Genomic DNA, 23907 nt, shown 5'->3' with positions numbered 1-23907 from the left:
CATGCATGATGACAGCACACTCGTGGAGTTGCGGATCAGCCGGTTCGTGCGGGAACGGCTCCGCCCAGCCCTCAACCGGGCCGCCGCGCCCCTGACCGTTGAATCCTGGGATGCCCCGGGTGAGCCGGTGCCGTTCGCCGACGCCATCCGCCAGGACTACAGCCCCTTCGGCACCGGCCGGGCCTGGGGCCGCCCGTGGGGGACGACCTGGTTGCACGTCACCGGCAGCGTTCCGGCCCAGTGGCCGGTCGATGACGCCCTCCGGGTCGAACTACAGGTCGATCTGGGCTTCAGCACGGCGACACCGGGTTTCCAGGCCGAAGGCCTGGTCTGGTCCCCGGACGGCGTCATCCTCAAGGCCGTCGAGCCCCGCAACCGCAACGTGCCGCTGACGACGGGACCCGGCGGGCGCATCGACCTCTACATCGAGGCGGCCGCCAACCCGGATGTCACCTCCGGTTTCACCTTCGTCGCCACCGACAAGGGCGACCCCGCCACGGCCGGGGCCACCCCGATCTACCGGCTTCGGCAGGTGGACGTGGTCCTCACGGACCAGACCGTGTGGGAGCTCCTGCAGGACTTCTGGACCCTGACGGGTCTCATGCGGGAACTTCCCCAGGGTCTGGCCCGGCGGGCGGAGATCCTGCGGGCTCTCGAACGCAGCATCGACGCCGTGGACCCGGATGACGTGGTGGGCACCGCCGAGCGGGGTCGCGCCGCGCTCGCCGAGGTGCTCGCCCGACCGGCGAACGCGAGCGCCCACCACCTGCACGCCGTTGGGCACGCGCACATCGACAGCGCCTGGCTCTGGCCGGTGCGGGAAACCGTGCGCAAGGTCGCCCGCACCTTCTCCAACGTGCTGGCCCTGATCGAGCAGAACCCCGACTTCACCTTCGCCGCCTCATCCGCTCAGCAATACGCCTGGCTCAAGGAGCACTACCCGGAGCTGTTCGCCAGGGTCAAGGCGCAGGTCGCGGCCGGCACCTTCGTGCCGGTGGGCGGGATGTGGGTCGAGTCGGACACCAATATGCCCGGCGGCGAGGCCCTGGCCCGCCAGTTCGTGGCCGGGAAGCGCTTCTTCATGGAGGAATTCGGCGTCGAACCCCTCGAGGTGTGGCTGCCGGACTCGTTCGGCTACTCGGCGGCGTTGCCGCAGATCGTGGCGGCGGCCGGGTCCCGCTGGTTCCTGACCCAGAAGACCTCGTGGAACGAGACCAACCTGATGCCGCACCACACCTTCCGGTGGGAAGGCATCGACGGCACCCAGATTTTCACACACTTCCCTCCCGTCGACACGTATAACGCGGAGTTGTCGGGGGAGGAGCTGGCTCGAGCGGAGCACCAGTATGCCGAAAAGGGGACGGCCAACACATCGCTCGTGCCATTCGGATGGGGGGACGGCGGCGGCGGACCGACCACGGAGATGATCGCCGCCGCCCGCCGAACCGCGTCGCTGGAAGGCTCGCCGACGGTTGAACTGTCTAGCCCGCGCCGCTTCTTCGAGGCGGCCGAAGCGGAGTATCCCGAACCGCCGGTGTGGCTCGGCGAGTTGTACCTCGAGTTCCACCGGGGCACCTACACCTCCCAGGCGCGCACCAAACGCGGCAACCGCCGCAGCGAGCACCTGCTGCGCGAGGCCGAACTGTGGGCGGCCACGGCAGCCGTGCGCTCGGGCGTCGCGTACCCCTACGACCTGCTCGAGCAGACCTGGCACACCGTGCTGCTGCAACAGTTCCACGACATCCTGCCCGGCTCCTCCATCGCCTGGGTGCACCAGGAAGCCGAACGCAACTACGCCGCCGTCGCGGCCACGCTGACCGAGCTGATCGAGACGACGGTGCGGCAGCTGTGCTCCGCCGGCGACGGCACCGTGCTGCTGAACGCGGGCCCGTATTCCCTCGACGGCGTGGCGGGCCTGGCCGGCGCGGATGCCGCCCACCCCGATCCGGCGGCGCCGGCGGCCGACGTCACCCTGACCCGCACGGCGGCGGGCCTGGTGCTCGACAATGGGCTCGTGGCCGTCACCATCGACGCCGACGGGCTGTTCAGCTCGGTCTGGGATGTCATCGCGCAACGCGAGCTGGTGCCGGCGGGCGCCCGGAGCAACCTGCTGCAGCTGCACCGGGACACCCCCACCCAGTGGGACGCCTGGGACATCGACGAACACTACAAGCGCAACACCGTCGACCTGACCGCGGCCGAGTCCGTCGAGGTGATCCTGGACACGCCCGAACGGGTCCGAGTGCGGGTCACCCGTTCCTTCGGTTCGTCCCGCGTGGTCGAGGACATCACCCTGTCGGCGGGGTCGCCGGCGGTGGACCTGCACTTCGACCTGGACTGGCACGAACGGCAGAAGCTGCTCAAACTGGCGTTCCCGCTCGACGTGATTGCCGACCGGGCCGCCTCGGAGATCCAGTTCGGCCACGTCTTCCGGGCCACGCACACCAACACCTCCTGGGATGCCGCCCGCTTCGAGACCGTCGCGCACCGCTGGGTGCACGTGGGCGAGCCCGGCTACGGGGTGGCCGTGGGCAACGACTCCACCTACGGGCACGACATCAGCCGGTCCCCGGACGGCGCGGGCCGGTCCGCGACCACGGTGCGTTTGTCGCTGCTGCGCGCGGCGGTGTTCCCCGACCCCGCCGCCGACCAGGGCCGGCACGAGCTGCAGGTCTCCCTGCGGGTGGACTCCGGTATTCCCGAGGCCGTGGCCGAGGGCTACCGGCTGAACCTGCCGGTCCGCACCGTGACCGGGGTGGCCGATGCGACCGTCGAGGCCCTGCTGCGGATCGACAATCCGGCCGTGGTGGTCGAGGCGGTCAAACTCGCCGAGGACCGGAGCGGCGACCTGATCGTGCGGCTCTACGAGGCGCACGGCAACCGGTCGACGGCGCGGCTCATCCGGCACTTCGAGGCGACGGATGTGGTCGAGACCGACCTGCTCGAGCGCCCGCTGGCCGAGCCCCGCGTCGAGCTCGCCGAGGGAACCCCGCCGGCCGAGGAGTCGTCCGAGCCGCAACTCCCCGGGCTGTCGCAGGAGCTCACCCTCACCCTGCGCCCGTTCGAAATCGTCACCCTGCGCTTCATCCGCCCCTAGCCGTCTCGCGAGAGCGGCGAAGTGGTTGCTTCGTGGGTGCCGAAGCAGCCACACGGCCGCTTTCGCGGGGGTGGTTAGACCAGCAGCTGGTGCTTGGCGAGGTCGCGGTACAGCGGCGTGGAGAGCACCAGCTCGGAGTGGGTGCCGGTGCCGACGACCTCGCCGTGGTCGAGCACCACGATCTGGTCCGAGTCCACCACGGTGGAGAGCCGGTGCGCGATCACGATCAGGGTGCGGTCCACCGCGACGGCGTCGATGGCCTCGCGCATCAGCTGTTCGTTCATGCCGTCCAGGCTCGAGGTCGACTCGTCCAGCAGCAGGATCGGCGGCGCCGCGAGCAGCGCCCGGGCGATGGCCAGGCGCTGGCGTTCGCCGCCGGAGAGCTTGACGCCGTCCTCGCCGACCGCCGCGCCGAGCCCGGCCGGGTCGCGGTCGAGCACCTCGCCGAGGTTCACGGCGTGCAGCACGGCCACGCACTGCTCGTCGGTGGCATCCGGCGTGGCCAGGGTGAGGTTGTCGCGCAGCGACCCGGCCAGCACGGGAGCGTCCTGCTCCACGTAGCCGATCTGCGCGCGCAGGTCGGTGCGGTCCAGGCTGCGGATGTCGAGGCCGCCGAGTCGCACCACGCCCGAGTCGGCGTCGTAGAACCGCTCGATCAGGGCGAGGATGGTGCTCTTGCCGGCGCCGGACGGGCCGACCAGCGCGGTGCGGAGGCCCCGCGGGGCGCTGAACGAGACTCCGCGCAGCACCGGCGTCGGGGCGGCGGGGGCGGCTTCAGCGGCGGCAGCCGGGCCGGCGAACTCGGTCGTGGCGTCGGGGGTGGTGCCGTCCTCGGCGGCGAGGACCGCCTGGGCGACCGGCCCCGGCTGCACGAGCGGCTCGCCGGTGACGGCATCCGTTGTGGCGAGCACGGTGGGCGCGTAGTGGAACCGTACGTCCTCGAACGAGATCGCCGGGGCCTCCGGGTTGACCTTGGCGTTGGCGGCGCCCACGACAATGGCCAGCGGCGCGATGTCGCGGTCGAACTGGTCTTCGCTGGGCAGGTCGATGATCTCCTGGATGCGGCCGAGCGCACCGAGCGCCGAGTTCACCGAGGTGATCGCGCCGAAGAACTGGCCCAGCGGCATGATCATCATGAACAGGAACAGGATGAACGAGACCAGGTTCGCGATGGTGATGCTGCCGTCCGCGACCCGGAAGCCGCCGACGCCGAGCACCACGAGCAGCGACACCTGCAGGGCGATGCCGGCGATCGGCACGACCAGGGCCGAGACCTTGGCGACCTTGATGCCCATCTGCCAGGCACCCTCGGCGTCCTTCTCGACCACCGCGATCTCGCGCGCGGTGGCGTTGGCGGCGCGCACCGTGCGCACGGCGCTGATGGCGCGTTCGATGCTGGCGGCCAGGTCGCCGACCTTGGTCTGCGCGGCCAGGCTGGCGGTGCGGATGCGCCGGGACAGCAACACCACCGTGACCACCGACACCGCGATCACGAGCACCGTCAGGCCCAGCAGCACCGGGTCGATGATGAGCATCGCGATGATCGCGCCGATGAAGGTGAGTGAGCCGCCGATGGCCTCGACCGCGCCCTGGGTGAGTACGGCGCGCAGCAGGGTGGTGTCCGAGCTCACCCGGGAGACCAGGTCGCCGGTGCGGCGGGCGTCGAACTGGCTGATCGGCAGGTTGAGCATCCGCCCGATCAGGCGGCGGCGGCTGGAGAGCACCACACCCTCGCCGGTGCGCTGCAGCAGGTAGTGCTGGTAGCCGCTGATCAACGCGGAGACCACGACGAGCGCAACGAGGGCGCCGACGATGCCGTCGAGCGGGTCGTTGGCCTCGACGAGGGTGATCACCTGGCTCACCAGCAGCGGCTGGGCCAGGCTCGCGGCGGCGCCGAGCACGCTGAGCACCACAACCACGCTGAGCACGGCCTTGTGCTCGGTCAGGTAGGGCAGCAGCTGGCTGAAGGATGCCCGCGGCCCCTCGGCCGGTGCGCCGCGACGGCCCATCCGGGAACGGGATTTCGGTGCGGGGGTCTCGGACGAGGCGGTGCCGGGGGATGTCGTACTCACCAGTCGAGCTTAACTCGCGCGTTGCGCGGTCCCGTGCGGCCTGTGCCCGGCGGTGCGCGGGCATAACTCCTGCTGTATTTCGGCCGATCCCGGTCAGGCGGCAAATCTGGAGGAGGTTTCGAGGGATCTGCAGGAGTTGTGCACCGGGGAGCCCACGAGAGGGCTGATCGGTGGCCCGTGCGGGTCGGGAAAATCAGTCCTTGCGGCGACTGCCGCCATACTTCTTGTGCACGGCCTGCCGGGAGACCTCGAGCGCCAGGGCGATCAGCTGCCAGGAGGCGTTCGCGTTGCGTGCCCGCCGCACCGCGAGGGCCTCGGCGCGGTCGAGCTCGTGGCGTTGGGCTTTGATCGCCCGCAGCACGTCGATCGGGTCGCGCGAGCCCGCGTCACCCACCAGGGTTCGTCCAGTGTCATCCAACATGTGTCAACCGTAATTGACACGGATGCCGACTGTCAACCGGCGTTGACGCGCCAGGACTGCGCTCCATTCTTCTCGCGGCGCACTTTATGTGTCGTGGCGGACCTTGTGTCTCGTGGCGCACCTTTCGTCTCGCGGCGCACCTTACGTCTCGTGGCGCACCTTACGTCTCGTGGCGCATCTTATGTCTCGCAATAACCTGCGCCGCGAGCAACAACCTGCGCCGCGAGCAACAACCTGCGCCGCGAGCAATAACCTGCGCCGCGAGCAACAGCTGCGCGCCGCGACGACGAAGTGCGCCGCGACCGAAGTCGCGGCGCACTTCAGGTGCGAACCAGGGCGGGTCTGCCGCGCCGGTTAGCGCTCGAGGTCGAGGTCGCGGGTCTCGCGGCTCAGGTACAGCGCCACCAGGGTGATCAGGCCCATCACCGAGAGGTAGATGCCCACCCAGAACGGGCTGCCCTCGCCGAGGGTCCACAGCCACACCGCGATGAACGGGGCCACGGCCGCGCCGAGGATCGAGCTCATGTTGTACGCGAACGCGGAGCCGGTGTAGCGCACCTGGGTGGGGAACAGCTCGGGCAGCAGCGCGCCCATCGGGCCGAACGTCATGCCCATCAGGGTGAAGCCGAGCACCAGGAACACCATCACGCCGAGGAACCCGGCGCCCAGCAGCGGCACGAAGAGGAACCCGAACACCACGATGCCCGCGGTCACCCAGAGCAGCGTGCGGCGGCGGCCGAACCTGTCGGCCCAGGGGCCGGAGGCGAGGGTGAAGATGCCGAAGAACACGACGCCGCCGATCATCATCAGCACGAAGGTCGTGTAGCTGTAACCCAGGCCCGCCACCGGCGCATCCGTTGCGGCACGGCCGTAGCTGAGGCTGAACGTGGTCATCAGGTAGAACAGCACGTAGGTGGCCAGCATGATGAAGGTGCCCAGGATGAGTTCACGCCAGTTGGACTTGAAAACCGCGGCGAGCGGCAGCTTGGCGACCTTCTTGGTGGTGACGATCTTGGTGAACGCGTCGCTCTCCACCAGGCGCAGGCGCACCCAGAGGCCCACGATCACCATGAACGCGCTGAACAGGAACGGGATGCGCCAGGCCCACTCGAGGAACGCGTCCGACGGCCGGGTCGGGTCGTCGGAGGGCAGCAGCACGGCGATGAGCAGGAACAGGCCGTTCGCGATGATGAAGCCCAGCGGCGCGCCGACCTGCGGGAAGGTGCCGTACCAGGCGCGCTTGCCCTTGGGTGCGTTCTCGGTGGCGACCAGGGCCGCGCCGCTCCACTCGCCGCCGAGCGCGAAGCCCTGGGCCAGGCGCAGGATCACCAGCATCGCCGGGGCGAGCCAGCCGACCATGGCGTAGGTGGGCAGCAGCCCGATCAGGAAGGTGGCGATGCCCATCGTGAGCAGCGCGCCGACCAGGGTGGCCTTGCGGCCCTTCTTGTCACCGAAGTGGCCGAAGAACAGGGCGCCGAGCGGGCGGGCCACCATGGCGGCGCCGAACACCGCGAACGAGGCGAGCAGGGCCGCGGTCTCGTTACCGGACGGGAAGAACAGGTGCGGGAAGACCAGGACCGCGGCGGTGGCGTAGACGTAGAAGTCATAGAACTCGATCGTGGTGCCGATGAGGCTGGCCAGGATGACTCGACTGCGCGGGTTCGTGGGCGCGGGGGCGGCGGCTGTGGCCGCCGCGGTGGATGCTGACATAGGTGTGGCGCTCCGAAAGAAGGGGATGGCGTGGCTGAGTCTGGGCGCGAGACGGCGGTCAGTCGTCTGGGGGCGGACGGGGACGTTTCAGGACGAGGGCGGCCGCTTGTGGCGGCCGGATTCAGCCTACATTCGCGCCGCGGCGCCCGACGAATCGGCCGCGGGGGCAGCGGCGCTCGCGATGCGCAGCGCCGGGACACGGGGGAGGGCGACGGTGACGTGGGTGCCGGTGCGTCCGTCGGACTGCAGGTCGATGGTGCCGCCGAGCCTGTCGACGAGTCCCTTCGTGAGGGGGAGCCCCAGTCCGGTGCCCGCCAGCAACTCGGCGCTGGCCGATCTGAAGAACCTGTCGAAGACCCGCTCGATGTCCTGCGGCGGGATGCCGACGCCGTTGTCGCTGACGGTGAGCAGCACGCCGTCGGCGTCGACGGTGCAGCCGACCCAGACCTGGCCGTGCGGGGGCGTGAACTTGACGGCGTTCGAGACCAGGTTCGTGAGCACCCGGCGCAGGTCGGACACCGAACTGCGCACGTTGAACGGTCCGGCACCGAACTCGGCGGTCAGACGTACCCCGGCGGCGTGCGCCTGCGGGGCCAGTTCCTCGACGCACTCGGTCACCAGCGCCGCCAGGTCAACCGGTTCGGCCTGGCCGGCGTCGGTCTGGGTGCTCATCTTGGAGAGGTCGAGCAGGTCCTCCACCAGCTGCGCCAGCCGGTGCGAGTTGCGCACGATCACCCGGGTGAACCGGGCCTGGTCGGCGTCGAGCGCGGTGTCCTCGAGCTCCTCGGCGAAGCCCAGGATGCTCGTGATCGGGGTGCGCAGCTCGTGGCTGACCGACGAGACGAAGTCGTCCTTCTGCCGGTTGAGCTCGCGCAGGGCCTGCACCACGTCCCGTTCCCGGGCGAGCAGGTCGTCCCGCTGCGCCAGCTCGGCAGCCAGCAGCAGCATTGAGCTGGCGAAGGTGACCAGGAAGATCTGAACGAAGGACCCGGTGGTGCCGATGGCGGTGCCCTGGCCGGAGGTGAAGTAGCCGATACCCATCGACGTCAGGCCCGACGCGACCAGCGCCGTGCCGCACAGCTCCCAGGCCACGATCCTGATGCCGAACCTGAATGCGGCCCAGGTCAGCAGCGGCAGGATCAGGAAGGAGATCGGCAGTGACCGGCCCGGTCCGTACGCCACGCCGAGCACCAGCAGCAGCACACCCACATGGATGAGCAGCTCCAGGCGGCGCTCCGGCCGGCCGCGGCCCTTCTGCACCAGGGCGAGCGGAACGAGCACGAAGACCGCGAACGCGTGTGAGGGGATGGCCGAGAGCAGCACCGCGCCGAAGTCGGCATCCGCGAACAGGACCAGGGTGCTCGCGGCGACGAGCCCGATGGTCACGGCCCCGCAGAGCACCGCGATCACGAAGCCGAGCACGTCGCGCACGGTGTGCAGCCGGGCCGGTTCGTCGCGGGACGCCAGAATGCCGGTGACCACGACCGCCTCGAGCGCGTTGGCCAGCCCGAAACCGAGGGCCACGGGCAGGGCGCGGCCGCCGCCGAGGTTCGAGGCCACGCTGACCAGGGCCACCAATAGCGCCACCGCCCAACGTTCCCGGCCCCTGGCCACACACATGGCGAGCACGCTAGCCGCGGCGGCGGGCCACCAGGCGGCGACCCCGAACTCGGCGTTGGGCGCGGCCAGCGCGGCAACGCCGAGGCCGTAGGCCACCACCAGCAGCAGGAGTATCGCCGCGTACCGCCACTGGCGCGGCGCGGCCCAGAGTGACGCGACGAGATTGTTCACCGGCGTGGTGTCTCCCCCTGTGAAACCGACCGCGGCGCGATTGGATAATGTCAACGTAGCGTGTCGTGTGCCCAGTGCGGGTGACAGGCGCGAAAGATCGAACGCCGAACCAGGGGACACGCCGCATGCCACGCATTTTGATCGTCGAGGACGACGAGGACGTCAGGGCCCTGATCGGCCACAAGCTGCGCCGTGCCGGGCACGAGGTGTCCGAGGCCGGCGACGGCGAGGAGGGCCTCGCGGCCGCCCGAGCCGGCTCGCCCGAGCTGATCGTGCTGGACTGGATGATGCCCAAGCTCACGGGCATCGAGGTGTGCGCGCAGGTTCGCGCCGACACCGCGCTGACCCAGCCGCGCATCCTGCTGCTCACCGCCAAGTCGCAGGACAGCGACATCGCCCTGGCCATGGCGACGGGCGCGGATGGCTACCTGATCAAGCCGTTCCGCGCCAACGACCTGCTCGAACGGGTCACCGCGCTGCTGGAACCCCGCTAGGGCCTAGCGCTCGCTCCCCGCTCCCCAGTCCCGCCCAGTGCTCTGCCCCGTCCGGCCCTGCTGCGCCTGGCCCGTGCCGTGACGCATAACTCCTGCAGATTCTTGTCGCGGGGCCGCACTCCCGCGTGATTCCGGGCCCGGATGCGCGTCATCCGAGAAATTGCAGGAGTTATGCACCAGAAAGGCCGGGAACGGCCGGGACTGAGTGCAGGGCGGGTGGCGGCTCCCGAGACAGCTAGGGCCTAGCGCTCGCGCAGGGCCTTGAGCAGCACGGCCGTGGCCAGCGCCGCGGTCGCGGCCTCCTCGCCCTTGTCCTCCTTCGAGCCGGGCAGCCCGGCCCGGTCCAGGCCCTGCTGCTCGTCGTCGAGGGTGAGCACGCCGAAACCCACCGGCTTGCCGGTGTCCAGCGCCACCCGGGTGAGGCCGTCCGTCGCCGCCGCCGAGACGTACTCGAAGTGCGGGGTGCCGCCGCGGATGATGACCCCCAGCGCCACGACAGCGTCGGCGCCGCTGTCCAGCGCCACCTTGCTCGCCACGGGCAGCTCGAAGCTGCCGGGCACCCGCACCAGCGAGTACCGGGCCCCGGAGGCCTCGAGCACCCGGGTGGCCCCGGCGATGAGGCCGTCGGTGATCACGTCGTGCCAGCGGCCGGCGATGATCACGACCTCCAGTCCGGTGCCGTCGACAGCGATGTCGGGGGAGCCTGCTCCACTCATAGTGCGAGTCCTTTCACGATCTGGTGTGCTGAGATGTCGTGGCCCATGCGGTCACGTTTGGCGGCGAGGTAGTCCTCGTTGTGGCTGCCGACGCCCACGACCAGCGGCACCCGTTCGGTGACCGTCACGCCGTAGGCCTGGAGCTGGCGCGCCTTCTCCGGGTTGTTGGTGAGCAGCCGCACCGAGCCCAGGCCCAGTTCGTCGAGGATGGCGGAGGCCGCGCCGTAGTCGCGGGAGTCGGCCGGCAGGCCCAGCGCGAGGTTCGCGTCGAGGGTGTCCAGGCCGTCCTCCTGCAGCTTGTAGGCGCGCAGCTTGTTGATCAGGCCGATGCCGCGACCCTCCTGGCCGCGGAGGTAGACCACGACGCCGCCGTCGCGGTCGATGGTGTCCAGCGCGGCCTGCAGCTGCGGCCCGCACTCGCACTTGAGCGAGCCGAAGGCCTCGCCGGTGAGGCATTCGGAGTGCACCCGCACGAGGGCGCCGTCCCGCGGGGTGCCGGAGACGATGGCGACGTGGTCGGCCCCGGTCATCCGGTCGCGGTAGGCGCGAATCTGGAACGCGCCGTGCTCGGTGGGCACCGTGGTCTCCACCTCGAAGTCCACCCGCGGCGATTCGCGGATCGGACTGACCGAGGCGAGGTCGTCGTCGCAGTGGAACTCCTGCAGGTGCGCGATGAGGTCGGCGATGGTGATCACCGGCACGCCCTCGCGCTCGCCGAGCACGAGCAGCCCGGGCAGGCGCATCATCTCGCCGTCCTCGGCGACGATCTCGGCGATGCCGGCGACGGGGATGAGCCCGGCCAGCTTCATCAGGTCCACCGCGGCCTCGGTGTGGCCGTCGCGTTCCCGCACCCCGCCGTCCACGGCCCGCAAGGGCAGGATGTGGCCGGGCCGGTTGAGGCTGGCCGGCGTGGACGTCGGCTCGGCCAGCACCCGCAGGGTGTGCGCCCGGTCGGCGGCGCTGATGCCGGTGCTCAACCTGTCGGCGGCGTCGACGGTGACCGTGTAGTTGGTGCCGCGCGGGTCCTCGTTGTTGAGCACCATCACGGGTAGGTCGAGGGTGTCGGCGATGTCGTTGGTCATCGGCGCGCAGATGAAGCCGCTCGAGTGCCGCACCGTCCAGGCGATCCACTCCTGGGTGGCCAGCTGGGCGGAGATGATCACGTCGCCCTCGTTCTCGCGGCCCTCGTCGTCGGCGACGATGACGGGCTTGCCGAGCCGGAGTGCCGCCAGTGCGGTGGGGATGTCGGCGAGGCTCATGAGGTGCTCCTTAGAACTGCGGATGGTACGGATGCTTCGGTCGAGGGGGCGGCGGCGCTCGCCGCGAGGGCGAGCATCCGCTGCACGTGCCGGGCGAGGATGTCGGTCTCCAGGTTGACCCTGTCGCCCACGGTCAGGCCGCCCAGCGTGGTGGCGGCGAGGGTCTCGGGGATCAACGACACCTCGAACCACTGGTCGGGCAGCTCGGGCGGCGAGATGGTGCTCACCGTGAGGGAGACCCCGTCGATGGCGATGGAGCCCTTGTCCACCACCAGCGGCGCCAGAGCCGCATCGAGGCTGAACCGCACGACGCGCCAGGCGTCGCCGGGCACGACGGCCAGCACCGTGCCGGTGCCGTCGATGTGGCCCTGCACGATGTGGCCGCCGAGGCGGCCGCCCACCAGGGCGGCGCGTTCGAGGTTCACCGGGGTGCCCTCGGTGACACCGGCGAGCGTGGACATCGACAGGGTCTGCGCCATCACGTCGGCGGTGAAGGTGTCGCTGGTCTGCTCCACCACGGTGAGGCAGACGCCGCTGACCGAGATGGAGTCGCCGTGCCCGGCGCCGTCGACCGCGCGGGGGCCGCGGATGGTGAGGCGGGCGGCATCCGCCGTGCGCTCGATGCGCTCGACGGTGCCGAGTTCCTCAATGATTCCGGTGAACATCTGGTCCTTAGCTCGTCGGGGCCGTGTCGGCCCTGGTGGTGGTGTGGTCGGTCTGGTCGGTGGGGGTGGTCTGGTCGGTGTCGGCCGGCCGGGCGACCAGGAGAAGGTCGTCGCCGAGCCTGTGCAGCTGATCGATCCGCAGCCGACGCTGGGCGTCGATGCCGGCGACGCCGATGTCGCCCAGGGCGAGCCTGTCGCCGCCGAGCAGGGTGGGCGCCAGGTAGACGAGGTACTCGTCGACCAGGCCGGCCCGCACGAAGGCGCTGGCCAGGGTGGGGCCGCCCTCCACGAAGACCCGGCGGATGCCGCGCTCGTGCAGCTCACGCAACAGCGCGGCCACGTCGTGCCCGGCCGGAAACCACGGGGTGAGCGGATGCCGGTGCACGGCCGCGTCGGCCGGCACCGGTCGGCGCCCCACCACCACGGGTCGCGGCTGGTGCGGCAGCAGGGTGCCGTCGTCGGATCGGGCGGTCAGCGACGGGTCGTCGGCCAGGGCGGTGCCGGTGCCCACCAGGACCGCGTCGGCGCGGGCGCGGCGTTCGTGCACGTCCCGGCGGGCGGCCGGCCCGGTGATCCAGCGGCTGGAGCCGTCGGCGGCGGCGGCGCGGCCGTCGAGGCTGGAGGCCCATTTCACGGTCACGAACGGTCGGCCCAGGCGCGCCGAGACCAGCCAGTCGGCCAGGAAGGCCGCCACCTCGTCGGCGAGCAGGCCGCCGGTCACGTCGATGCCGGCCGCGCGCAGCCGGTCGCCGCCGCCGGAGGAGTGCGGTCCGGGGTCGGCGACGGCGTAGACCACCCGGCCGATGCCGGCGTCGATGAGCGCCAGAGCGCACGGGCCGGTGCGGCCGGTGTGGTTGCAGGGTTCGAGGGTGACCACGGCGGTGGCGCCGTGGGCGGCGGCCGGGTCGAGCCGGGCGAGGGCATCCACCTCGGCGTGGCAGGTGCCGGCGCCGCGGTGCCAGCCCTCGGCGATGATCTCGCCGGCCGGGCTGAGGATCACGCAGCCGACGCGGGGGTTGACGCCCTCGGCCGGGCCGTTGCCGGCCAGCTGCAGGGCTCGGCGCATCGCGCGCTCAAGCGTGTGCTGCTGGTGCATTCCCTCTCCCGTCGTTTGGACGCTCCGGGAGGGGATTTCGCGTACGCGAAAACCGTCGACGGTCCACGAGGAACCATCGATTCGTGCGCCTCCCATCCGGACTTTAACCGTCGGTGCTGGAGTTTCACCAGCTCAACCGAAACCCAAACATCGGGTCTCAGCTCGCGGACTGTAACCGCCGGTTCGGATTCTCACCGACCCCGGAGCACGTATCTACTGTCAGTTATATCTCAACGCGTGCCGCTCCGGGGTATTCCCGACGTAACCCGACGTCGTCCGCGGCGGGTCAGATATTGGCGACCAGGGCCCGGGCGGTACTCTCGTCCACGAACAAATCGGTGATCAGGTCGGCTTTCAACGCGCCGCGGAGGCTGGCGAGCTTGGCCGTTCCCGATACCACGCAGAGCCGGCGCGGTGTCTGCCTGAGCACGGTGAAGTCCGGGCCGGTGCCGCGGGCGTTCAGCTGGATGCCGTCGGTGGAGCCGTCGGCCCGGTAGAAGATGGTGGCCACATCGCCCACCACGCCGGAGCGGCTGAGCGAGGCGTAGTCCGGCTCCTCGAGGTACCCGCCCGCGTAGACGTGGCTGGGCACCTCGGAGAACGGCGAGCCGAGGCCGAACAGGGCCACGTCCATCCGGGCCTGCATCTCCAGCAGCCGGCTCACGCTGCGTTCGCGCCAGAGCGCCTGCTTGGTCGCGGGGCTGTCGAAGAAGGCCGGCACCGGAAACTGGTGAACGTGCGCGCCGAAGGCATACCCGAACCGGCCGAGGATCTCGCTGGCGTAGCTGAGGCCGGTGGTGCGCATATTGCCCGCGCCGTTGAGCTGGATGATCTGCGAGCCGTGGGTCTGCTTGGGCGTGACATGGCGGCTGATCGCGTTCATCGTCGACCCCCAGGCGATGCCCATCACCATGTTCGAGTCGAAGAACTGGCCGAGAATCCGTGCAACCGAAAGCGCCACCCGCTCCAATCTGTCCACATCCGTGGCGTGATCGGGCACCGGAACGACGTGCGCGGTGATGTGGAAGCGCTCCTGGATGAGCAATTCCAGGCGGCTCGGCGCGTCCAGGGGAGAGCGGATCTGGATGTCGACCAGGCCGGTGGCGCGGGCGTGGCTGAGCAGGCGGGACACCGAGGAGCGGGAGGTGTGCAGCTCGTGGGCGATGGCATCCATGGTCAGGTCCTGCATGTAATACAGGTGCGCGGCCGTGAGGGCATCCCGCACCCGATCGGACTGCGCTGACTCGTCAACGAGGCTCACAGCCCCTCCTTGCACGTTTGTTCACCCAGCTTGACCGGATGTGATTGATCTACTCAAGCTTGATTAATCCACATGGAGGGCCCCCGCGCAAACCCGGCTGGGCCGTCCGCACCAATTCGGCCGGCACCACCGGGTCTCCCGTCCGGCCGAAGAACGAACAAAGGTAGTGCACAGTGCAGTCCAACTCCCATTCCTCGCCCGCCGATTCCGCCCGATCCGCACTGGCCGCGCGTCCCTGGGCGAAGGTCCTCATCATCGGCGCCGGCATCAACGGCATCGCCACCTTCCGCGACCTGGCACTGCAGGGTGTTGACGTCACCATCGTCGACCGGGGCGACTTCGTCTCCGGCGCCTCCGCGGCGTCCTCGCACATGATCCACGGTGGCATCCGCTACCTGGAGAACGGCGAATTCAGGCTCGTGAAGGAGTCGGTCACCGAGCGCAACAGCCTGCTCAAGATCGCCCCGCATTACGTGAAGCCGCTGAAGACCACGGTGCCGATGTTCTCCGCCCTCTCCGGCGTGCTCGCCGCGCCGCTGCGCTTCCTCACCCACAAGCAGGGCAAGGCCCAGGAGCGCGGTGCGCTGCTGATCAAGGTCGGCCTGGTGCTCTACGACTCCTTCTCCCGCGACGGCGGCTCGGTGCCCAAGCACGAGTTCCACGGCCGCAAGAAGTCGCTCGAACGCCTGCCGCGGCTGAACCCCGGCCTCAAGTACACCGCCACCTACTACGACGCGTCGATGCACGACCCGGAGCGCCTGGCCCTGGACGTGCTCCGCGACGGCCTCGACACCGGGCCGCACGCCCGCGCCGCCAACTACGTCGAAGCCGTGGGGATGGACGCCGACGGCGTGCGCCTGCGCAACACCACAACCGGCGAGGAATTCAGTTTCGCCGCCGACGTCGTCGTGAACACCTCCGGACCGTGGACCGACCTGACCAACTCGGCGCTCGGCCAGGCCAGCACCTACATGGGCGGCACCAAGGGGTCGCACATCGTGCTCGACCACCCGGAGCTGCTCGCCGCGACCGGCGGCGGCGAAATCTTCTTCGAGAACAACGACGGCCGCATCGTGCTGATCTACCCGCTCGCCGGCCGGGTGCTCATCGGCACCACCGACCTCGAGCACGACATGAGCCAGCCGATCCGCACCACCGAAGACGAGATCGACTACTTCTTCGACCTGGTCAAGCACGTCTTCCCCGACATCGTGGTGGACCGTTCGCACATCGTGTTCAGGTTCTCCGGCGTGCGTCCGCTGCCCCGGCACGACGACGAGGCGCCCGGCTTCGTGTCGCGGGACTACCGCATCGAGTCCAGCCCGCTGGGAGCGCGCCCCGGCACCCTGCTCAGCCTGGTCGGCGGCAAGTGGACCACCTTCCGCGCCCTGGCCGAACACCTCAGCGGCGACATCCTCACCCTGCTCGGCCTGCCGCGCACGGTGTCCACCGAGGGGCTCGCCATCGGCGGCGGCAAGGACTTCCCGGCCACTCCGGCCGCGCACACCGTCTGGCTCGCCGCGCACGGCGACGAGGTCGGCCGGGCCCGCGCCCAGGCCCTGCTCACCCGGTACGGCACCCGGGCCGGCGCGATCATCGACTTCCTCACGGAGCAGCCGGATGCGCCGCTGGCGCACAACCCGCTCTACACCCGCCGGGAGATCGAGTACCTGGCGCGCGAGGAGTCGGTCACCCACCTGATCGACCTGCTGCTGCGCCGCACGTCCCTCGCCTTCGTCGGCGGGCTCAGCCTGGCCCTGCTCGACGAGCTGGCCGGGGTGCTCGCACCCGTGCTGGGCTGGGATGCCGCCACGAGCGCCGCCGAGGTGGCCCAGGCCACCCTGGAGCTGCGTGAGGTGCACGGCGTTGACCTGGCCGCCGCGGACGCGGTGCACTCGCTGTAATTCTTCGAATGTGAGGGAGCGGAGGACTTCTCCGCTCCCCACTGCTGCACGACGGTGTGCGCGGAACCTTCCGTGTGCGCCGAAACACGAAAGGTCAATGTGGACAATCTCGGAGTTGTATTCCTCGCGGAGGTGGTGGGCACCGCTCTCCTCGTCCTGCTCGGCTGTGGCGTCGTCGCCAACGTCGCCCTCACGAAGAACAAAGGCTTCGGAGCCGGCTTCCTCATGGTCACCATCGGTTGGGGCCTCGCGGTCTTCGCCGGTGTGATCGTCTCCTACAACTCCGGCGCGCACCTGAACCCGGCGGTGACACTGGGCCTCGTGGCCTCCGGCGCCACCGAGTTCGGCTCGGGCGTGCCGGTGAACGTGCTGTCGGTGCTCGTGTACATCGCCGCGCAGATGATCGGCGCGATCCTCGGCGCCGTCTTCGTCTGGTTGGCGTACAAACAGCACTTCGACCAGGAGACCGACCCGGCCAACAAGCTCGGCGTGTTCGCCACCGGGCCGGCCATCCGCTCGTACGGTTGGAACCTGGTCACCGAGATCATCGGCACCTTCGTGCTGGTGCTGGTGATCATCGGCTTCAGCGACGGACGTCAGGGCGAAAACGGCGGCATGGCCGCCCTCGGCGCCCTGCCGGTAGCCTTCCTGGTGATCGTGATCGGCACCTCGCTGGGCGGACCGACCGGTTACGCCATCAACCCGGCCCGCGACCTGGGCCCCCGCATCGCCCACGCCCTGCTGCCCATCCCGGGCAAGCGCGGCTCCGACTGGGCCTATTCCTGGGTTCCCGTCGCCGGCCCGGTCATCGGCGGAGTGCTCGCCGGCTGGGCGTCGCTGGTGCTGCTGCCCATCCTCACCTGATCCACCCCTCGATTCAGCCATCAATCTCATCAGCTCAATCTCACACAACCGCGTCCCAACACAGGAGTTCCGACATGAGTGACAAGTACATCTTCGCCATCGACCAGGGCACCACGAGCACCCGCGCCATCATCTTCGACCACGCCGGCTCGATCATCTCCACCGGTCAGCTCGAGCACGAGCAGATCTTCCCCCGCGCCGGCTGGGTCGAGCACGACCCGATGGAGATCTGGGGCAACACCCGCCAGGTCATCGGCCAGGCGCTGTCCAAGGCCAACCTGACCCGGCACGACATCGAGGCCGTCGGCATCACCAACCAGCGCGAGACCGCCGTGGTCTGGGACCGCACCACCGGCCTGCCGGTCTACAACGCCATCGTCTGGCAGGACACCCGCACCCAGCCCATCGTCGACCGTCTCGCCGCGGATGGTGGCGGTGACCGGTTCAAGGCCACCGTCGGCCTGCCCCTGGCCACCTACTTCTCCGGCACCAAGATCGTCTGGATCCTGGAGAACGTGGAGGGCGCCCGCGAGAAGGCCGAGCGGGGCGACCTGATGTTCGGCACGACAGACACCTGGGTGCTCTGGAACCTCACCGGCGGCCTGGAGGGCGGCGTGCACGCCACCGACGTCACCAACGCCAGCCGCACCCTGTTCATGAACCTCGAGACCCTCGAATGGGACGACGAGATCCTTGCCGAATTCGGCGTGCCGCGCTCGATGATGCCCGAGATCCGCTCCTCCAGCGAGGTCTACGGCACCGTCAACGAGCACAGCCTGCTGCGCGAGGTGCCCATTGCGGGCATCCTCGGTGACCAGCAGGCCGCCACCTTCGGTCAGGCCGCGTTCGACCAGGGCGAGGCGAAGAACACCTACGGCACCGGTAACTTCCTGATCTTCAACACCGGCACCGAGATCATCCACTCCAAGAACGGCCTGCTCACCACGCTGGGTTACAAGCTCGGCGACGCCGAACCGCACTACGCCCTCGAGGGTTCGATCGCCGTCACCGGGTCGCTGGTGCAGTGGCTGCGCGACAGCCTGGGCCTGATCTCGTCGGCGAGCGAGATCGAGACCCTGGCCCGCACCGTCGACGACAACGGCGGCGCCTACTTCGTGCCGGCGTTCAGCGGCCTGTTCGCGCCGTACTGGCGTGCGGATGCCCGCGGTGCGCTGGTGGGCCTGACCCGGTTCGTCAACAAGGGCCACATCGCCCGGGCGGCGCTGGAGGCCATCGCGTTCCAGACCCGCGAGGTCATCGACGCCGTCAACGCGGACTCCGGCGTGCCGCTGACCGAGCTCAAGGTCGACGGCGGCGCCACCGGCAACAACCTGCTGCTCCAGTTCCAGGCCGACATCCTCGGCGTGCCCGTGGTGCGCCCGGTCGTGGCCGAGACCACCGCGCTCGGCGCCGCGTACGCGGCCGGCCTGGCCGTGGGCTTCTGGAGCGGACTGGGCGAGCTGCGCACCAACTGGCAGGAAGACGCCCGCTGGGAGCCCGACATGGAGGACGCCGAGCGCGCCCGCCTGCTGCGCAACTGGAAGAAGGCCGTCACCAAGACCCTCGACTGGGTCGACGAAGACGTCCTGTAGCCCCGCCCGCCCCCCCCGCCCCGCCCCGCCCGTCAACGTGAGGGTGGGGCGCATAACTCCTGCTATTTCTCTGCCGGCCGGCTGCCGGCCCCGCAATCACGGGGCTGGGCATCCGGCCGGCGGTCGTATTGCAGGAGTTATGCAGACGTCGAGCGGGTGACCGGCGGACGGATTGTCACTGACTGCGGGGGCCGCTCGCCAGATCGACGGTGGTGGGTGTTCTCCACAGGTGATGGTCGGGCCCGGTTGTGCACAGACTGGCCGCCTCTTGGTCAGCGGATGCGCACCTGCCGCACCGTACCGGTATGCCTCCCGTCTACCTCGCCTACCTGTTCGGCTCCCGCCGCATCATCCACCGCATGGACCTGCGTCGGAGCGGTATGAGCGGTGGGGCGATCACGGCAGCTGTGCGCAACGGCGACATCATCCGCGTGCGCCGCGATCACTACGCCCGACCCACCCTCGACCAACACACCCTCGAGGCCGTGCGAGTGGGCGGTCGGCTGGCCTGCGTCTCGGCCGCAGCAGAGCTTGGACTGTTCGTCTTCGACGACAGCCACACCCACCTGCACTTGGATCGGGAGGCCTCCCGGCTTCGCAGCCCGCACACCCGGTTTCGGCCTCTCGCCGAGCTGCCGCGCGACGGTGTGCAACTGCACTGGTGGCCGCTGATCGACGAGAGCGAGGGTACCGAGTTCTGCGTGGGCGTGCGGGACGCCCTCGTGCAGATCATCCGCTGCCAGGAGCCACGCTTCGCCCTCGCAGCGCTGGATCTCGCGCTGCACGAGCGGCGCATCCGTCATCACGACCTGGCTGAAATATTCGCCAGGGTGCCCGCTGCGCACCAGAGTCTGCGTCCGCGGATCAACGCCCGATCAGAGGCGGGCCAGGAGACCGTCTTGCGCGAGGTGATCCTCAACGCCGGACTGCAGTGCGAGATTCAGGTCGTCATCGACGGGGTCGGCCGGGTCGACACGCTCGTTGAGGGCTGCGTTGTGGTCGAGGCCGATAGCCAAGGATTTCACAAGGAGTGGGAGCAGCACGTCCGCGACCGTAGTCGTGACCTGCTCCTGGCCGAGCGGGGCTATGTGTCCCTGCGGGTGCTGTACCAGCACATCATGTTCGAGCCGGAGACCGTGGTGGCGGCCATTCGTCATCTGGTCGAGATCAGCCGCGGCGGCGCCGCGCGGCCCTGACCGCCCCCCAGCCCTCTCCTGCCCGGCCGTCCAAGACCTGCAGCGTGCATAACTCCTGCAGTTCTCGAGTTCGGATGCAACCCGCCGCGTCTTTACGGGGCAGCTGCGCCGAGGTAGTCGGGAATTGCAGGAGTTGTGCAGCGCTCGGCGGCGGAGGACGCATCCAACTCGGCGACGTCAGCACCAGCCCGCAGACGGTCCCCACGTCGACTTGCGGAGCTTGGGCGAGCATAACTCCTGCAATTCTCGAGTCTTGATACTGGCAGCCGCGTGATTCCGGGACCGGCGCGCACGCAAGCTGAGAATTGCAGGAGTTATGCCCACCGCCCGGGGCGTGCCGGGGCCTGGGTGTCGCCAGGGATGGTCGAGCGGTTAGTAGGGGGTCAGGGCGTTCGGCAGTGCGTCGAGGGTGCTGAGACGGATGACGCCGAGCCGGCGGGCCTCGGCCAGGTCGGCCTCGGTCGGGGGAGGGCCGGCCGTGCCCACGCGGTCCAGCCACACGCCGGTGAGCCCCGCGGCGGCGGCCCCGATCGCGTCGGTGCGCAGCCGATCACCCACGTACACGACCGACGCCGGGTCGGCCCCGAACAGGCCGGCGGCGTGCAGGAAGATCTCCGGCCGGGGCTTGGCCAGGCCGAACTCCGCCGAGGTGACCACCTGCTCCACCCGGGCGTCCAGGCCGGTGTCGACCAGTTTCACACTCTGGTAGGCCAGCTCGCCGTTGGTGATCAGCCCGAATCGCACGCCAGGGATGCGCAGAGCCAACTCGTCCAGGCAGGGCAGGGCGTCGTCGTGCAGGCGCCAATTCGCCCGGTAGTGCAGGAAGTAGTCCTCGAACCAGGCCGCGGCCTCCGCGGCCGAGAGCTGCACCCCGTGGGCGGCCGCGAAGTCGCGCGCCCTGGCACCGCGCTGCCCGGCGAAGTCCAGATCGCCGGCGAGGTAGGCGTGATAGTGCTGCTCCTCGAGGGCATTCCACAGCGTGACGACCTCGTGCGGGTCGGCGGCCGCACCGCGGCCGCCCTGCGCGGCGACGTGGCCGAGGATGCCGGCCGCCACGGCCTCCCGGTGCGCGAAGAGGGTGTCGTCGAGGTCGAACAGCACCAGAACGGGCGTAGCCACACCGCCCCCACCCGTCACAGCAGCCTCACCGGCCACAGCAGCCCGCAGGAGCGCACGGCGGCGCTCACGCGCCCACGACCTCGGCCGGCCACCCCTGGGCCGGTGTGCGGTCGTCGGCGGCGTGCAGCTCGCCCTTCCACGACGGCGGATGCGTGCCGTCGCGATACGCGATCCCGGCCGGACCCAGCCCGGTGTAGCGAAACCCGGCCTTCCGGGCGGCCCTGGCCGACGCGAGGTTGCCCGCGACGGCTTCCCAGCGCACGCTCTCGCAGAGGCCGGTCGTGAAGCCCCAGTCGAGCACCAACCGCTGGGCCTCCACCATCAGGCCCCGGCCGCGATGCTGCGGGCCCAGCCAGAACCCGATCGAACTGGCCCGGTCGCCACCGACCGGCACGGTCAGGCTGATCACACCCAGCAGCGGAGACACAGACGCCGACGACGCAGCCGATGCCGGCCCGCGCAGCGCCCAGGTGTACTCCTGGTCGTCCGCCCAGGCCGCCGGCACGTACCCGGTCAGAAAGTCGGTCGCATCCGTCACCCGGTACGGCCAGGGCAGGCGCGCCAGGTAGCTCGGCATGACCGGGTCCTGGCAATACTCGACCACCCGGTCGGCATCGGCGCCCTGCGGCGCATCCAACCGCAACACCCCAGAAGACAACTCGACCGGCAGCATCCGCACACCCCCGCGCACGCCTCAGCGGCGCGCCAGGAACCCCATCCGGTCGAACGCGTTCGCCAGCGTGACGTCGGCCACGGCCGCGGCCCGGTCGGCGTTGCCGGCCAGAATCCGGTCCAGCTCGGCCGGGTCGTCGAGCAGCTCGAGCACGCGTGCGCGAATGCCGCCGAAGGTCTCGGTGACCACCTCGGCCAGGCCCTTCTTGAAATCGCCGTAACCGCGACCCGCGTATTCGTCCTCCAGAGACTGCACCGAACGCTCGGCCATCACGGAGTAGATCGTGAGCAGGTTGGCCACGCCGGGCTTGTTCTCCCGGTCGAAGACCACGCCGCCCTCGGCATCCGTCACGGCCCGCATGATCTTCTTCGCCGTCACGGATGGCTCGTCGAGCATCCAGATCACGCCGGCGTGCGACTCGGCCGACTTCGACATCTTCGCGGTCGGGTTCTGCAGGTCGTAGATCTTCGCGGTGTCACGGATGATCGAAGCGGTCGGCACCGTGAAGGTCTCGCCGAACCGGGAGTTGAAGCGGGCGGCCAGGTCGCGGGTGAGTTCGACGTGCTGGCGCTGGTCCTCGCCCACCGGCACGATCTCGCTCTGGAACAGCAGGATGTCCGCGGCCATCAGCACCGGGTAGGCGAACAGCCCCACCGTGGTGGCGTCAGCTCCTTGCTTCACCGACTTGTCCTTGAACTGGGTCATCCGGCTGGCCTCACCGAATCCGGTGAGGGTGTTCAGCGCCCAGGCCAGCTGCGCGTGCGCGGCCACGTGCGACTGCACGTACAGCGTCGATTCGGCCGGGTCGATGCCCGCGGCGATGTACTGAGCGGCGGTGGCGCGGGTGTTCTCGCGCAGCTTGGCCGGGTCCTGCGCCACGGTGATGGCGTGCAGGTCCACGATCGAAAAGAACGCGTCGTGGGTCTGCTGCAGCTTCTTCCAGTTCAGCAGCGCACCGATGTAATTGCCGATCTGCAGCGAATCGGCCGACGGCTGCATGCCGGAGTAGAGGCGGGTCTTGGTCATAGGGGAGTCTTTCGTCAGGTTCAAGGCCGCAGCAGCGGCAATACAAAAATCAGATGTTGTAGTCGACGACCACGGGCGCGTGGTCGCTCCAGCGCTGGTCGTAGGCGTCCGCCCGGTCGACCGTGTAATTCACGACGGATGCCGCCAGTGCGGGCGTCGCGAGCTGGTAGTCGATGCGCCAGCCGGTGTCGTTGTCGAACGCCTGGCCCCGCCAGGACCACCAGGTGAACGGCCCGTCGATCTCACCTGCCGCCTTGCGGCCCACGTCCACCCAGCCGAGGCCGGCGCCGTTGTTGTAGTCGGCCTCGTCTTCGGCGCCGAGGATTCGGTCGAAGTAGGCGCGTTCCTCCGGCAGGAAGCCGGCGCGCTTGACGTTGCCCTTCCAGTTCTTGATGTCGAACTTGCGGTGGCCCACGTTGAGGTCGCCGAGCACCACGACCCGGTCGCTGTGCGCGGCGAGCTCGGGCAGCCGGGTGAGCATGGAATCGAGGAAGGTGAACTTCTCCACCTGCTTGGGGGTGTCCACCTCACCGGAGTGCACGTAGGTGCTCACCACGGTGACGATCTTGCCGTTGACCTCGTAGTCGGCCTCGAGCCAACGGCCGGCGCTGTCGAAGTCGGGGTGGCCCAGCTCCACCCGGTGGATCGACGCGCTCTTGCGGCTGGCGATGGCCACACCGGCGCGGCCCTTGGCCGACGCGGCGTCGTGCAGAATGTTCCAGTCCGGGCCGAGCAGGGCCTCGATGTCCTCGGTCGCGGCGCGCACCTCCTGAATGGCCAGGATGTCGACGTCCCTGGTGGCGAGCCAGTCGCCCATGCCCTTACGGAAGGCGGCACGGATGCCGTTGGTGTTGATGCTGGCGATGCGCAGGGGCGCAACGGTGGAGTCTGAGGGAGAAAGCGGCATGCGCCGATTCTACCGAGTGCCCCCGACGCCGGGGCCTGGCCGAG

19 protein-coding genes and 1 riboswitch are annotated in these 23907 nt (G+C 69.8%); of the genes, 6 read left to right on the top strand and 13 right to left on the bottom strand.

Annotated features, from left to right (window positions below; all coding sequences use genetic code 11):
- The first annotated feature begins 1 nt into the window (after position 1).
- A complete protein-coding gene (locus K2F54_RS07545; RefSeq protein WP_220605250.1) occupies positions 2 to 3097 on the top strand; it encodes an alpha-mannosidase in 3096 nt (1031 codons plus the stop codon).
- Between the two features lie 74 nt (positions 3098 to 3171).
- On the opposite strand, the gene K2F54_RS07540 is transcribed toward K2F54_RS07545, so the two are convergent.
- The 4 genes from K2F54_RS07540 to K2F54_RS07525 all read right to left on the bottom strand — a co-directional run bounded on the left by K2F54_RS07540 (position 3172) and on the right by K2F54_RS07525 (position 9091).
- Positions 3172 to 5106 (bottom strand): ABC transporter ATP-binding protein, encoded by a 1935-nt coding sequence (locus tag K2F54_RS07540; protein ID WP_220605325.1) that lies wholly within the window; start codon positions 5104 to 5106, stop codon positions 3172 to 3174.
- A 256-nt stretch (positions 5107 to 5362) separates the two neighbouring features.
- Entirely contained in the window at positions 5363 to 5590 is a 228-nt protein-coding gene (locus K2F54_RS07535; protein ID WP_220605249.1) for a hypothetical protein, read from the bottom strand.
- A 354-nt stretch (positions 5591 to 5944) separates the two neighbouring features.
- Positions 5945 to 7300, bottom strand: coding sequence for an MFS transporter (locus K2F54_RS07530; RefSeq protein WP_220605248.1), 1356 nt, complete (start codon positions 7298 to 7300; stop codon positions 5945 to 5947).
- A 126-nt stretch (positions 7301 to 7426) separates the two neighbouring features.
- A complete protein-coding gene (locus tag K2F54_RS07525; RefSeq protein ID WP_220605247.1) occupies positions 7427 to 9091 on the bottom strand; it encodes a sensor histidine kinase in 1665 nt (554 codons plus the stop codon).
- A gap of 125 nt (positions 9092 to 9216) precedes the next feature.
- Here K2F54_RS07525 and K2F54_RS07520 point away from each other — a divergent pair, with 125 nt between their 5' ends.
- Positions 9217 to 9585 (top strand): response regulator transcription factor, encoded by a 369-nt coding sequence (locus K2F54_RS07520; RefSeq protein ID WP_220605246.1) that lies wholly within the window; start codon positions 9217 to 9219, stop codon positions 9583 to 9585.
- Between the two features lie 242 nt (positions 9586 to 9827).
- On the opposite strand, the gene ribH is transcribed toward K2F54_RS07520, so the two are convergent.
- From ribH to K2F54_RS07495, 5 genes are all read right to left on the bottom strand, one after another.
- Positions 9828 to 10301: a 6,7-dimethyl-8-ribityllumazine synthase gene (ribH, locus tag K2F54_RS07515; protein WP_220605245.1), complete on the bottom strand. Its 474-nt coding sequence runs from the start codon at positions 10299 to 10301 to the stop codon at positions 9828 to 9830.
- On the bottom strand, positions 10298 to 11560 hold the full coding sequence (gene ribA / locus K2F54_RS07510) for a GTP cyclohydrolase II (RefSeq protein ID WP_220605244.1): 1263 nt from the start codon (positions 11558 to 11560) through the stop codon (positions 10298 to 10300). Before ribA ends, ribH begins: the two co-directional genes overlap by 4 nt.
- The gene (locus K2F54_RS07505; protein WP_220605243.1) at positions 11557 to 12225 is read right to left on the bottom strand and encodes a riboflavin synthase; all 669 of its coding nucleotides are present in this window, start codon (positions 12223 to 12225) and stop codon (positions 11557 to 11559) included. Before K2F54_RS07505 ends, ribA begins: the two co-directional genes overlap by 4 nt.
- Positions 12226 to 12232: 7 nt before the next feature.
- Positions 12233 to 13321, bottom strand: coding sequence for a bifunctional diaminohydroxyphosphoribosylaminopyrimidine deaminase/5-amino-6-(5-phosphoribosylamino)uracil reductase RibD (ribD, locus tag K2F54_RS07500; RefSeq protein ID WP_255576826.1), 1089 nt, complete (start codon positions 13319 to 13321; stop codon positions 12233 to 12235).
- Between the two features lie 80 nt (positions 13322 to 13401).
- A riboswitch (FMN riboswitch) is annotated at positions 13402 to 13533 on the bottom strand.
- 74 nt (positions 13534 to 13607) lie between these two features.
- A complete protein-coding gene (locus K2F54_RS07495; RefSeq protein ID WP_220605323.1) occupies positions 13608 to 14510 on the bottom strand; it encodes a sugar-binding transcriptional regulator in 903 nt (300 codons plus the stop codon).
- Between the two features lie 245 nt (positions 14511 to 14755).
- Here K2F54_RS07495 and K2F54_RS07490 point away from each other — a divergent pair, with 245 nt between their 5' ends.
- The 4 genes from K2F54_RS07490 (at position 14756) to K2F54_RS07475 (ending at position 20138) form a co-directional block, all read left to right on the top strand.
- Complete coding sequence (locus K2F54_RS07490) at positions 14756 to 16486, top strand: glycerol-3-phosphate dehydrogenase/oxidase (protein WP_220605242.1); 1731 nt, start codon at positions 14756 to 14758, stop codon at positions 16484 to 16486.
- A gap of 99 nt (positions 16487 to 16585) precedes the next feature.
- Positions 16586 to 17350 carry an MIP/aquaporin family protein gene (locus tag K2F54_RS07485; protein ID WP_220605241.1) on the top strand — a complete coding sequence of 255 codons (765 nt, stop codon included), beginning with the start codon at positions 16586 to 16588 and terminating at the stop codon, positions 17348 to 17350.
- 74 nt (positions 17351 to 17424) lie between these two features.
- Positions 17425 to 18942 (top strand): glycerol kinase GlpK, encoded by a 1518-nt coding sequence (gene glpK, locus K2F54_RS07480; protein ID WP_220605240.1) that lies wholly within the window; start codon positions 17425 to 17427, stop codon positions 18940 to 18942.
- 305 nt (positions 18943 to 19247) lie between these two features.
- The gene (locus K2F54_RS07475; protein WP_220605239.1) at positions 19248 to 20138 is read left to right on the top strand and encodes a DUF559 domain-containing protein; all 891 of its coding nucleotides are present in this window, start codon (positions 19248 to 19250) and stop codon (positions 20136 to 20138) included.
- A 372-nt stretch (positions 20139 to 20510) separates the two neighbouring features.
- On the opposite strand, the gene K2F54_RS07470 is transcribed toward K2F54_RS07475, so the two are convergent.
- From K2F54_RS07470 to K2F54_RS07455, 4 genes are all read right to left on the bottom strand, one after another.
- Positions 20511 to 21257: an HAD family hydrolase gene (locus K2F54_RS07470; protein ID WP_220605238.1), complete on the bottom strand. Its 747-nt coding sequence runs from the start codon at positions 21255 to 21257 to the stop codon at positions 20511 to 20513.
- Positions 21258 to 21321: 64 nt separating this feature from the next.
- Entirely contained in the window at positions 21322 to 21930 is a 609-nt protein-coding gene (locus tag K2F54_RS07465) for a GNAT family N-acetyltransferase (protein ID WP_220605237.1), read from the bottom strand.
- A 21-nt stretch (positions 21931 to 21951) separates the two neighbouring features.
- A complete protein-coding gene (gene trpS / locus K2F54_RS07460) occupies positions 21952 to 22956 on the bottom strand; it encodes a tryptophan--tRNA ligase (protein WP_220605236.1) in 1005 nt (334 codons plus the stop codon).
- Between the two features lie 49 nt (positions 22957 to 23005).
- A complete protein-coding gene (locus K2F54_RS07455) occupies positions 23006 to 23863 on the bottom strand; it encodes an exodeoxyribonuclease III (RefSeq protein ID WP_220605235.1) in 858 nt (285 codons plus the stop codon).
- Positions 23864 to 23907: the final 44 nt, after the last annotated feature.

Origin of the sequence: Cryobacterium inferilacus (assembly GCF_019599185.1) — a bacterium.
GTDB lineage: Bacteria > Actinomycetota > Actinomycetes > Actinomycetales > Microbacteriaceae > Cryobacterium > Cryobacterium inferilacus.
Note: the sequence above shows the minus strand (reverse complement) of the source record. Positions and strands in the feature narration are given on the sequence as shown.

Coding starts and splice junctions, on each gene's coding strand:
- K2F54_RS07540 (WP_220605325.1), bottom strand. CDS start 5,106: ATGGGCCGTCGCGGCGCACCGGCCGAGGGGCCGCGGGCATCCTTCAGC.
- K2F54_RS07520 (WP_220605246.1), top strand. CDS start 9,217: ATGCCACGCATTTTGATCGTCGAGGACGACGAGGACGTCAGGGCCCTG.
- ribH (WP_220605245.1), bottom strand. CDS start 10,301: ATGAGTGGAGCAGGCTCCCCCGACATCGCTGTCGACGGCACCGGACTG.
- K2F54_RS07475 (WP_220605239.1), top strand. CDS start 19,248: ATGCCTCCCGTCTACCTCGCCTACCTGTTCGGCTCCCGCCGCATCATC.
- ribA (WP_220605244.1), bottom strand. CDS start 11,560: ATGAGCCTCGCCGACATCCCCACCGCACTGGCGGCACTCCGGCTCGGC.
- K2F54_RS07495 (WP_220605323.1), bottom strand. CDS start 14,510: ATGCAGGACCTGACCATGGATGCCATCGCCCACGAGCTGCACACCTCC.
- K2F54_RS07505 (WP_220605243.1), bottom strand. CDS start 12,225: ATGTTCACCGGAATCATTGAGGAACTCGGCACCGTCGAGCGCATCGAG.
- trpS (WP_220605236.1), bottom strand. CDS start 22,956: ATGACCAAGACCCGCCTCTACTCCGGCATGCAGCCGTCGGCCGATTCG.
- glpK (WP_220605240.1), top strand. CDS start 17,425: ATGAGTGACAAGTACATCTTCGCCATCGACCAGGGCACCACGAGCACC.
- K2F54_RS07465 (WP_220605237.1), bottom strand. CDS start 21,930: ATGCTGCCGGTCGAGTTGTCTTCTGGGGTGTTGCGGTTGGATGCGCCG.
- K2F54_RS07535 (WP_220605249.1), bottom strand. CDS start 5,590: ATGTTGGATGACACTGGACGAACCCTGGTGGGTGACGCGGGCTCGCGC.
- K2F54_RS07530 (WP_220605248.1), bottom strand. CDS start 7,300: ATGTCAGCATCCACCGCGGCGGCCACAGCCGCCGCCCCCGCGCCCACG.
- K2F54_RS07545 (WP_220605250.1), top strand. CDS start 2: ATGCATGATGACAGCACACTCGTGGAGTTGCGGATCAGCCGGTTCGTG.
- K2F54_RS07455 (WP_220605235.1), bottom strand. CDS start 23,863: ATGCCGCTTTCTCCCTCAGACTCCACCGTTGCGCCCCTGCGCATCGCC.
- ribD (WP_255576826.1), bottom strand. CDS start 13,321: ATGCACCAGCAGCACACGCTTGAGCGCGCGATGCGCCGAGCCCTGCAG.